At 42.3% G+C, this 10,173-nt stretch carries 10 protein-coding genes; 3 read left to right on the forward strand and 7 right to left on the reverse strand.

The annotated features are described in order from the left end of the window. Nucleotides 1–17: 17 nt before the first annotated feature. The gene (locus tag F0227_RS04125; protein WP_171751898.1) at nt 18–842 is read right to left on the reverse strand and encodes a type IV toxin-antitoxin system AbiEi family antitoxin; all 825 of its coding nucleotides are present in this window, start codon (nt 840–842) and stop codon (nt 18–20) included. Nucleotides 843–1,221: 379 nt separating this feature from the next. Here F0227_RS04125 and F0227_RS04130 point away from each other — a divergent pair, with 379 nt between their 5' ends. Then, nucleotides 1,222–2,148: a zinc dependent phospholipase C family protein gene (locus F0227_RS04130; RefSeq protein ID WP_171751899.1), complete on the forward strand. Its 927-nt coding sequence runs from the start codon at nt 1,222–1,224 to the stop codon at nt 2,146–2,148. After that, nucleotides 2,145–2,573 carry a hypothetical protein gene (locus F0227_RS04135; RefSeq protein ID WP_171751900.1) on the forward strand — a complete coding sequence of 143 codons (429 nt, stop codon included), beginning with the start codon at nt 2,145–2,147 and terminating at the stop codon, nt 2,571–2,573. Before F0227_RS04130 ends, F0227_RS04135 begins: the two co-directional genes overlap by 4 nt. Before the next feature lie 199 nt (nt 2,574–2,772). On the opposite strand, the gene F0227_RS04140 is transcribed toward F0227_RS04135, so the two are convergent. From F0227_RS04140 to F0227_RS04165, 6 genes are all read right to left on the reverse strand, one after another. Beyond that, the gene (locus tag F0227_RS04140) at nt 2,773–3,153 is read right to left on the reverse strand and encodes a RidA family protein (protein WP_171751901.1); all 381 of its coding nucleotides are present in this window, start codon (nt 3,151–3,153) and stop codon (nt 2,773–2,775) included. A gap of 128 nt (nt 3,154–3,281) precedes the next feature. Then, nucleotides 3,282–4,436 (reverse strand): M20 aminoacylase family protein, encoded by a 1,155-nt coding sequence (locus tag F0227_RS04145; RefSeq protein WP_171751902.1) that lies wholly within the window; start codon nt 4,434–4,436, stop codon nt 3,282–3,284. A gap of 81 nt (nt 4,437–4,517) precedes the next feature. After that, nucleotides 4,518–5,288 carry an aspartate/glutamate racemase family protein gene (locus tag F0227_RS04150; RefSeq protein ID WP_171751903.1) on the reverse strand — a complete coding sequence of 257 codons (771 nt, stop codon included), beginning with the start codon at nt 5,286–5,288 and terminating at the stop codon, nt 4,518–4,520. 161 nt (nt 5,289–5,449) lie between these two features. Further along, nucleotides 5,450–6,826, reverse strand: coding sequence for an APC family permease (locus F0227_RS04155; RefSeq protein WP_171751904.1), 1,377 nt, complete (start codon nt 6,824–6,826; stop codon nt 5,450–5,452). A 113-nt stretch (nt 6,827–6,939) separates the two neighbouring features. Further along, nucleotides 6,940–8,106 carry a Xaa-Pro peptidase family protein gene (locus F0227_RS04160; RefSeq protein ID WP_171751905.1) on the reverse strand — a complete coding sequence of 389 codons (1,167 nt, stop codon included), beginning with the start codon at nt 8,104–8,106 and terminating at the stop codon, nt 6,940–6,942. Between the two features lie 234 nt (nt 8,107–8,340). Further along, nucleotides 8,341–9,498, reverse strand: coding sequence for a cystathionine beta-lyase (locus tag F0227_RS04165; protein WP_171751906.1), 1,158 nt, complete (start codon nt 9,496–9,498; stop codon nt 8,341–8,343). Between the two features lie 102 nt (nt 9,499–9,600). Between F0227_RS04165 and F0227_RS04170 the strand changes: the two genes are divergently transcribed. Beyond that, entirely contained in the window at nt 9,601–10,071 is a 471-nt protein-coding gene (locus F0227_RS04170) for an Lrp/AsnC family transcriptional regulator (RefSeq protein WP_171751907.1), read from the forward strand. The last annotated feature ends 102 nt before the right edge of the window (nt 10,072–10,173 follow it).

A 10,173-nucleotide genomic window follows, 5' to 3' on the forward strand; every position in this document is an offset into this window, starting at 1 on the left:
GGTATTTATCTCCTTTCTTACTCGCTACTCACCATCATATGTGCGGGTACAGTAATCAAATAATCTTTGTCTAACTTGCCACCTTTCGCGACAACACGTTTACCAGAACCCAAGTCATAGCAACTTATATCTAATTTTTTAAACCACGGATAATTTTGCCGCTTAGCAAACCAAAAAAAGAGTCGCTTTACTTTTACATTTTTGCAAGCAGTTAATAGCGTATTAAGTTTTCTCGGTGATAGGTTTATTAGCCCCTGCATAAGTTCATCTGCATGTTCGAAGCTAACGGCTTCAGGCACGTTGAGTAATACTTCAAGTATTGCTTTTTCAGGACACGAAAAATAAACAGGTGGAAGTTCCTGCTGCCACACATGCTCTTTGATGAATACTCTATTTTGTAACAATTCATCTGACCAAAGCATTCTCGTACTATGCCTTTCAAAAGTAGAAGGAAGAGATAAACGCGCCAGCCATGTTGGCAGTTTGTCTTTCGTATATAAATGAACATGCGAATTATTATTCAGCAACACATACTGCGATAGTCCAGACAGTGCCAATGCAGATAAACCTCCCACTATTTCAGGGGGCAGTTTACTATCATTTTTCATATTCATGTATTGCATAGATGCTACAACACCCTCCCAACTTATAGAGCGAGAGTATTGGCAATAAACACCTGAAGACAATAACAACAAAGTATCTGTTTTAACTGCATTATCTATTGCGTGTAAAGTTAATCCTTTTTCAACAAGCCATTTTTTTGTAACTAACATTCCATAGGGCAACAGAACTTTAAGTGCCTGCTTATATGTCGTTTTTAGGGAACTGTGTTGTGTTTTCATACACTCTACCAAGCTAAAGGCCTTCCAAGGGTTTACAAATTGAACATATCACGGCGTTTTTCGCCGTAAAATTAAGCATATATAAACCCAGTATAATCAATATAGTTTATCATTTATATATTTTACGGCGATAATCACCGTAAAAAAGAAGAAAGGTAAACTCATGATATAAGTTTAGATTGTTATTGCCGTTCTAAATAAACTTACACCGTGATGGTGTATTTGAATGAAGCGATCACCCTTAATGAACAACAAAATAGTAAAGATCTAGAATAGTGGAACGGGACAGATTAAATATGCGTTATAAGATTTTAATCGCAAATAACAAACTTGATGCATAGTAAGCTTTACAACCTCATAATGATAAATGGAGTTAATTATGCCTGGTGCTTTTGCCCACATAACCGCCGTTAATGTGGCCTCTGCCAACACTGCATTACAGGGATTAAGTATGCCTAACAATGCCAAAAAAGCGTTGGCCCAAAACAAACGGTACGTAGAACTTGGTTGTGTAAGCCCCGACTACCCTTACCTCGCGATCATGGACTCGGCACAAAACAAATGGGCCGACGAAATGCATTACAACAACGTCGGCAAACTCATTAATGCCCTCATCCAGCAAGTCAAAACGGTGGATAGCGAACAGTTCGATAAAGCCTTCGCGTGGCTCTGCGGGTTTGTTGCACACGTAGCAGCCGATATCACCATTCATCCGGTTGTTGAAATGAAAGTTGGCCCCTATGCAGAAAATGCCAAACAGCATCGAATTTGCGAGATGAATCAAGATGCGTACATCTGGCCTTTAAGAATGCAGCTGGGCGACATTGGCTTCGCTGACCGAGTAAAAGAGAATATTGGCAGCTGCGTCGACAGCAATGACGACCGTTTGATTGACCCTGTTATCAATACCATTTGGTGTGCCGCCCTTTCTACTGTTTATGCCGATTACGCGCAACAGTGTCAACCCGACATTAACGCATGGCACAAAGGCTTCCAACTGGTTGTAGACCACGCCGAAGAATCTCATCGCTTATTCCCATGGGCAAGGCATGTCGCGTCTAAACAGGGGCTCACATACCCGCTTCATGAAGAAGTAAACAGCACGTTTATCGAAGGTTTAGAAACACCAGTTGGTCATAAACACTACGATGAGATTTTTGACAAAGCAGTTGAAACAATTCAACTGTTTTGGCAGCAGACAGCAAACGCTGTTTTTGCAGAGCAAACAAATCCGTTTTTCAAAAACTGGGATTTAGATACTGGACGCTGTGAGGATGGACATCTTACCGCTTGGGAGAACCTATGAGATTAATAACACAAATCGCCTTGATACTGGCGCTGACTTCTTGCGCGACTCAGGCAAAATACTCTGATGAAGTCATGTACGATTTAGCTTCCGTGTTAAAGGATGTTAGCCAAGCGGTGGATGGTGAACTTAAGTTTGGCAATACCGCCAACCTAACCAATGACGCGATCATCAAAAATGCCACTTCGTCAAACCCCAAGCAGTTAACTCGACTGGTGGAATTAGCAAAAGAAGGCAACATTACAGATTATCGAATCATTTCCCAGTTCCAAGGTGACAATGCCGTCATGATGATATGCGACGGTGAAGTGGCGCTAATGGAAGACGCCGGTTGCAACGCTGAGTTCGATACCCCCTACTGGAACAACCCTCAACCAAACAGTTGCGCAATCACATTGAATGCTGCTGAGGTGTGTTCTGATTAATATGATCACTATGCAGCGCTAACAAGGTGAAACACGATTATTCGGTGCAAACGCACAATATAAACAACGATTTTAGCTAGGCAGTATTTCACTGCCTAGCTAAATAGCCACACTGCTTGCCATTATCCATCGCAGGTTCTGTTATCTATAGAATTCAATAGAACTCGATACAGTTCGAAACATAAAGTACAAGCTGTGCTTATTCTTTATAAGCGATGGCTTCTACTTCAATCAGCACACCTAAAGGCAGTTCTTTTACCGCAAAACAGCTTCTTGCTGGGCAGTTCTCCGGGAACATCTCAGTATAAACGTCATTAAACAACTGAAAATCTTCAATATTGGCCAAAAAACAGGTTGTTTTTAATACGCTATTTGTAGATGCGCCACCCGCCTCTAAAACAGATTTTAAGTTTTTTAGCGATTGCTTGCTCTGCTCAACAATGCCACCACTCACGACTTTGCCTATGTTTTTATCGATAGGAAGTTGTCCTGATGTAAAGACTAAGCCACCAAAAGCTGTGGCGTGAGAATATGGCCCGATCGCTTCTGGGGCATCACTTGAACTAATGATCTCTTTCATGGTTTTCTCAATAATAATAAATGTGCAGTACATGATAAATCGGCCATATAAGCATATAGCCGTGACTTTCATTCACCTGACATACAAATTAATAAATGATGTATGACAAAAGGCAGAACGCTATAACGTTATCCAGCCAATTGATCTCTAACCAGCTCTACCCAAAACTGAGCGCCAGTCATTAATAGCTCATCATTAAAGTCGTAGTTTGGAAGGTGTAACGCGACACCGCCTTTGTCACCTGTTTTTCCGTTACCAACAAGCATATAGCAACTCGGCACTTCTCTTTGCATAAACGAAAAGTCTTCCGATATACAATAAGGTTTGCAGTTGGTATTAACTTTATCTTTGCCGACAATACCTTCTGCAACTCGCGCTGCAATCTTTGACTTCTCTTCATTGTTAACCGTAGATAAAACACAATTTGAAAACTCAAAGTTGTATTGCAAACCGGCAGAACGGCATTGTCCCGAGACAACACGTTCCATTGAGTGTTTGATCTTTTCCTGTGTCTCGTCAGTAAAACAGCGAGTATCCCCCGACAAAGTCACAACCGTAGGAATAACATTGGCACCGCCATTGGTTTCAATATTAGTAACCGTTAGCACTGCCGGTTGGTGAATTGAATCTAACTCTCTGGTGATTATCGTTTGCAGCGCCACGCCAATGTTACAAGCGGTAATGATTGGGTCTTGGCCTAAATGCGGCATGGCGGCATGGCCGCCACCTGCGAACACTTCAATCTTAAAGTGATTCTCACTTGCCATGACCGAGTTAGGGCTAATTAAGAAGTGACCGACCTCTTCTCCCGGTAAATTATGCATGGCATAGACAGAGTCAATGTTCCAACGCGTGAACAGCCCATCTTCTATCATCGCTTTTGCCCCGGTACCTTGCTCTTCAGCGGGCTGAAAAATAAAGTACACCGTGCCATCAAAATCAATCTCTTTAGCTAACTGAACCGCCGCACCTAATAACATTGCCGTGTGTCCGTCATGGCCACAGCCGTGCATCATGCCCTCGGTTTTAGAACAATAATCTACCTTGTTCTCTTCCTGTATTTTCAGGGCATCAAAGTCAGCTCTCAAGCCGATAGATTTCGTGCTGCTGCCCTTTTTTAAAATGCCAACCAAGCCCGTTTTACCAATATTTCGGTGAACTTCAATACCAAAGCTTTCTAGGGTTTTAGCTACATATTCAGAGGTTACTGTTTCTTCAAATCCAAACTCTGGGTGTTGATGAAAATAGTGTCGCCATTCTATTAATTGTTCTTCTAAGTTCATAAATATCGTCCTTTCATTCGGGTAAAAAGAGAATAACCACTCCCCTTTTTACCCGTATATATTCATCAATAAAGACAATGGCTACTTGCCACTCAGTAATTTGCCATAGCCAGAACAGACGGCCGTTTTTCCACACAACTGCATAGAGTGCCAAAATAGTGCTGAGTTACTCGACACCACAGGAACACCATATTTATCTTCTAGATATTGAATGTGATCCACGGCGCGAAGGCTTGTACAAGACATAAAGACAACTTCTGCTCCGGTATCTTTGGTGAGAATCTCAAGGCCTTCCTCAAAGCTACTTAATGGCGCTTTATGGAGAATATTGTCATCCATGATGCCCAAAGAGGTAATGGCAACCACTTCAAAGCCTTCATCTTCCAACTGCTGAACAAGAGCAAAGTTCACCTCTGTTGGATAAGGCGCAAAAACCGCCACTTTTTTAGCATTAAGGTGTTTAAAAGACGCTTTAGCGGCACTCCAAGGATTGGTGGTAGGGATATCACCGCGCCCTTCCGTTAATAACCCAGAGACTTTCTCTTCGCCGATAACAATAGAGGCAGAAGTACAAGCAAACGCCATAACATCCATTGGCAACCCGTCCGCCACTAACAGTGCGCCTTGGCCAATGCTCGCCGCCACATTGTCGAGCGCTTCAGGTGTCATACCATTTTCTTTAAATATACGAGTGCTAAATAGTGCGGCTTGCTCACCAAGTAAGTGAGACCAGTCGGTTTCGAGCGTATGGTCATTGGCGAGTTGGACTAACCCGATATGCACTTTATCTGGGCGTGGGGCTGGTTCAAATTGGAGTTTAACTTCAAATTCATTGTATTGTTCGAAATTCATATTAATACCCTTTGTTATATCTGTAGTAACTATGCTGCCTGTGGTGGCAATAGGCAGGCACCACATCGGTGCCGTACCTGATATTGCGGAACTCTTTACCTACAACAGCACAAACCTAACCAGTAAAGATGAGTGTTAAGCATTTAGCCTTAAGCCATTAATTAGTTGTTTACTGCCGACTCTGTCGCAGGTTCAAGGTGAACGTCATCACTCTGACTGGTCACATTGATCTCCTTGTCCTTCTTAATGGCGTAAATGATTCCGGTAATAAACGCCACAGCCGTGACAATAACGATGTACAACTTAATTGATGTGATTGAGTTATAGATAAGGATGCCTTGAACAACACCCGCAAGACCCACCATCACATAGAAACCCCATAGCGGAACATGCTTCCCAAACTCTCGCGTTGCCCATGCATCTGGAAACTTCTTAGGCAGCATTGCAATAGCAACCATCATGAAAATACCGATACAGATATCCGTAAGAATATAAGTGTTGGCGATGGTGCTAATGTCCCAGCCAAGAAGGATAGGTAACATAGACGCTAACCAGCAAAGGGTTAGAATTTTCCATGGTGTGCCTCGTCTGTTGGCAACAGCGAAACTCTTAGGGAACCATCCATCGTGCGTTGCCGCCTGAATAGGTTGTACGTAAGAGGCGTAAACACTATTGATGGTTGTGGATAGCGCCATAAATGGACCACAAACCATAAAGAACACAAAGAGTGGAGAAGAAAGAACTTCTCGGGCAACCAGTGTCAACGGTTGGTTAGCCACTTCATCAATAGGAAGAACGCCACTCGCCACCACAGAGACACCAAGATAAATAAAGATGATCGCGATGGTTGTACCGATCATGCCAAACGGAATGTCTTTCTTTGGACGCTTAGCGTATTTACTGAAATACATTAAGTAGTACTGACAGTAGGTAGCAAAAGAGAGCAAACAAGCCGCTTTAAAGATGCCCATGCTGCCTTGGGACGCAAAGTCAGGATTGGTTTGTGGTGTAAGAACAGCAAAATCGACTTGACCAAATCCAATCAAAATAAAGGTTGCGATACCCACCATTAACAAGGTTGTCATCATGTTTTGGAAGCGAGACAGTGTATCTAAGCCAAACAAGTTAATAATGTAGAACACCGTTAAGCCTGCGATGGCACCAGCAGAAGGAGTAACCGTTGGAAGCAAAGAGTTGATGTAAAACCCTAACGCTAATGCATATATAGCGACGGTAGGGAAATAGAGAAAGAAGCTTACAACATACATCCCTGCATATTTTTTACCCAGTATTCTACTGATGAGAGCGTAAGGCCCACCATCTAACACAAGCGCACCACTAGCAAATAGCATTGGAATGTTATAAAAAATACCAAATACAATGGCGATGCCAAATGCTAACCACAATGCATGGCCCGTTAAGCCGATGCCCGCACCGACAAGTGAAAACAACCCAGCACCAACCGTGATACCGATCCCCATAGCCAGCAGTGTCCATTTACCTAGAACACTGTGGTTCGTATCTGCAGAGTTAGACATTGTAGATCCCCTTGTTATCAACGTTTACTGGGTATGTTTCTTCCCGAGTGACGTTCAAAAATTGTTCATTGTTCATATTTTCGCCCTTTTTATTTCGCTTACTTATGCATGCTCTAATCAATAATGATCAGCTCAGGTTCAGCTCGTCTTGATAGCCACTCTGCACCGTCTTCAGTAATCACAATGTTCTCTTCGTGCAACATCATCTTATTTGGCGCATACGTCATACCCGGCTCTAATGTCATGATCATGCCCGGCTTAAGAACAGTGTTATCGGTAGAGGTATTTGACGGTCTTTCTGTTAACTCCATCCCTAAACCATGACCCACCCTGCCAATGTCGTTACCTAGTGCGCCGTTTTCTTCTAGCACCTTCCACATCGCGTTATAAATATCGGTAGTGGTTGCGCCAGGACGACAAGCAGCTTCAAACCCTTTACTGGTTGCTTCATAAGTCGCACGGTAAGCCGATTTGATTTCTTCACTGGCGTAGCCAAACGCCCAGTTACGGTCGAAATCTGAGAAGTAACCATCCCAAACTGCACCAGTATCAATCAGCATTACGTCACCGGGTTCAATCACTCTGTCTGTTGGCCCCATCAAAATGTCGTAGTAGCCATCTGGCCCAGAACCCGAAATAACAAACGGTGTTTCATCGGCCCCTTCCATTCTCAGATCCAAACTAAACTGCTTACAGATATCACGCTCTGTCATGCCGGGTTGGGCATAGCTCGGTACCTTGTCAAACGCTTCGTTTGTAATGCGGCATATCTCGCGAGTTTTCGCTATCTCTGCTTGGGATTTGATTTGGCGTAACTCATGCACAGCAAGGGAGACATCAACAAACTCGCTGCTTACCATGGTGGTGAGTTGCAGGTAGTTATTTACCGGCATACGTAGGTGAGACTCAATGCCAAGTGTCGCGCCAATTCGTCCATGTTTACGAGGAAGCGTATTTAGCGTGTTAGCCAATAGACTGATGCCGTCATCTTCAGGTCTAGGGGAAGACCAAGTGAAAATATCGTCTATCCATGTCTCTGCCATGCCTTTCGCCCCTATTTCGGGAATAACCGCAATAGGCTTGCCTTCTGCAGGGACCACAACGAACCACGGGCGAGTTGGGCTATGCCAAAACTGGGAAAAGAAGCCAGTAAAATAACGCACGTTTGGTTCTGTGGTAAATATCATTGCGTCAAGCTGCATGTCATGCATGACTTTTTGCGCGCGAGATGTTCTATTTTCAAACTCTTGTACAGTAAAACCACGGCTGGGCTTTTTCATATGTACCTCTTTTGTTTACTTTTTATATGGATGAGTACTTAATTAATAAACAATTGATTTTTATAAAATTAAAAATCAATATGGGCAAATTAGCGGATAATAACCAAACTAATATTGCGCGATTAATTTATTAATTATGTTTTCATGTTTATTACTGGATTAATTTATGTTGCACTTAAACATATCCAGTTAATGATTTATTAAGTGCAACTTGTAGAATATTTGATTAATTTATTATTTTTTAATTGAATGTATGGCTTGTTGTAAATCAGAAATTAAATCGTCGGTACTTTCTAAACCTATATTTAATCTCACCAAGCGACCTTCATAATCCTTATTTGGCCTTTCAATTGCTGGATAGACGAGTGCTAAGCTAGTCACCCCACCCCAGCTCATGCCTATTTTGAATAGCTCTAAAGTATCGATAAATTCTTCTACTTGAGTAGCATCAAACTCGTCTTTAAAAATAAAGGAGAAAACACTGCTGGAGCCGGTAAAATCACGTTTCCAAAACTCGTGACCTGGGCATGAAGGCAACGCAGGGTGCAGAACTTGCTCTACGCTTGGGTGTTTTGCCAACCAATTGGCAACTTCTAGGGTAGATTTTTCAAGATGGTCGAGTCGCACAGCAAGCGTTTGTAAACCTCTTAACGCCAAGCTGCAATCATCTGGGGAAACAGCCAAACCTAACTGCTTAAATGTAGAGCCCACTTTCTTTTTAAGCTGTTCAGAGTTAACAGAAACCGTGCCTAACAGTAAGTCACTATGCCCGCCCACATATTTGGTCAGTGCTTGCATACTGATATCTACGTTATGCGCAAATGCATCAAAATGAACGCCCGCAGCGTAAGTATTATCTAACGCGACCACGACATTTTTTTGATGTGCCGCCTCACAAATGGCTGGAATATCTTGCACTTCCATCGTTACTGAACCCGGGCTCTCAACCCAAATAAGCGTCGTATTTTCTCGAATTAAATGAGCAATATCGGCACCTAGCATAGGGTCGTATGCTTCAACTTCGATACCTAAGTTCTTCAGCATTCCTTGCGCCATTTCTTTGTTTGGGCCATAAGCACTGTGCGGAACTAATGCATGGCTACCACTTGGGCAGTTGGCGAAGTAAATTAATGCGATGGCCGCTTGCCCACCCGGTACAGCAAAGGTGTGATGCGCGTTTTCTAGTTGAGCAATGCGCTCGGTAAGTTCTAGTGTGGTGGGTGTTCCATATAAACCGTAGCTGTAGCCATTCTCTTTTTGTTCCCAACCATCAACAACGTTTGATTGTTTATCAAATAATACAGTAGAACCTCGATACGTTGGGGTGACTAAAGATTTAAACCCCGGAGTCGACAACGTTTGAGGTTGGGCTAGCTTGGTTTTCCAATGCATTATTGTTTCCTTAATTATTTTGTTTGTTTACATTTGAAATAATATCCCTTTTGGCATAATAATGGGCCTCGATATAAAGCATGCAAATGAGAAAATTTCCCAATGAATACACCTAATTCGTTAGATAATTTCGATAGAGAGATATTAATCACACTGCAAGAGGATAATAAAACCCCTTTGAGAGTACTGGCGGATAAAGTTTGTTTATCTGCAGCTTCTGTACAACGAAGAATTAAAAAAATGGAGGACGATGGCGTTATTTGTGCAAATACCGCCGTGGTAGACCCAGAAAAAGTTGGCCAATTAATTACAATTATTGTAGAAGTTCATATTGAAAGGTCGCACACCTCTGATATTGAGAAATTAAAAGAGAGTTTTTCTGGGCCAGCAATACAGCAGTGTTATTACGTAACAGGGGAAGCAGACTTTATTTTAGTCCTTGGCGTTTCTAGCATGGTTGAATATGAAATGATTAGCAAAGGGTTATTTTATAATAATAAAAACGTGAAATGGTTTAGAACAATAATTGCAATGGATCGCGTAAAAACAACGCTGCACCAATCAATAAAATAAGAGACTGTAATTTAATTTGTGTATCTGCTTATAATTAAGCCAGTCATGGCTAAGGATAAGCAACATGGATAAGAAAGCTCTAGAAGCATTTGCTCGTGAAGC

It is taken from the genome of Vibrio sp. 99-8-1 (assembly GCF_013114595.1).
GTDB lineage: Bacteria > Pseudomonadota > Gammaproteobacteria > Enterobacterales > Vibrionaceae > Vibrio.

What these genes read in the sequence shown, in the direction of transcription:
- F0227_RS04125 (WP_171751898.1), bottom strand. Translation starts at nt 842, where the DNA reads ATGAAAACACAACACAGTTCCCTAAAAACGACATATAAGCAGGCACTT.
- F0227_RS04130 (WP_171751899.1), top strand. Translation starts at nt 1,222, where the DNA reads ATGCCTGGTGCTTTTGCCCACATAACCGCCGTTAATGTGGCCTCTGCC.
- F0227_RS04135 (WP_171751900.1), top strand. Translation starts at nt 2,145, where the DNA reads ATGAGATTAATAACACAAATCGCCTTGATACTGGCGCTGACTTCTTGC.
- F0227_RS04140 (WP_171751901.1), bottom strand. Translation starts at nt 3,153, where the DNA reads ATGAAAGAGATCATTAGTTCAAGTGATGCCCCAGAAGCGATCGGGCCA.
- F0227_RS04145 (WP_171751902.1), bottom strand. Translation starts at nt 4,436, where the DNA reads ATGAACTTAGAAGAACAATTAATAGAATGGCGACACTATTTTCATCAA.
- F0227_RS04150 (WP_171751903.1), bottom strand. Translation starts at nt 5,288, where the DNA reads ATGAATTTCGAACAATACAATGAATTTGAAGTTAAACTCCAATTTGAA.
- F0227_RS04155 (WP_171751904.1), bottom strand. Translation starts at nt 6,826, where the DNA reads ATGTCTAACTCTGCAGATACGAACCACAGTGTTCTAGGTAAATGGACA.
- F0227_RS04160 (WP_171751905.1), bottom strand. Translation starts at nt 8,106, where the DNA reads ATGAAAAAGCCCAGCCGTGGTTTTACTGTACAAGAGTTTGAAAATAGA.
- F0227_RS04165 (WP_171751906.1), bottom strand. Translation starts at nt 9,498, where the DNA reads ATGCATTGGAAAACCAAGCTAGCCCAACCTCAAACGTTGTCGACTCCG.
- F0227_RS04170 (WP_171751907.1), top strand. Translation starts at nt 9,601, where the DNA reads ATGAATACACCTAATTCGTTAGATAATTTCGATAGAGAGATATTAATC.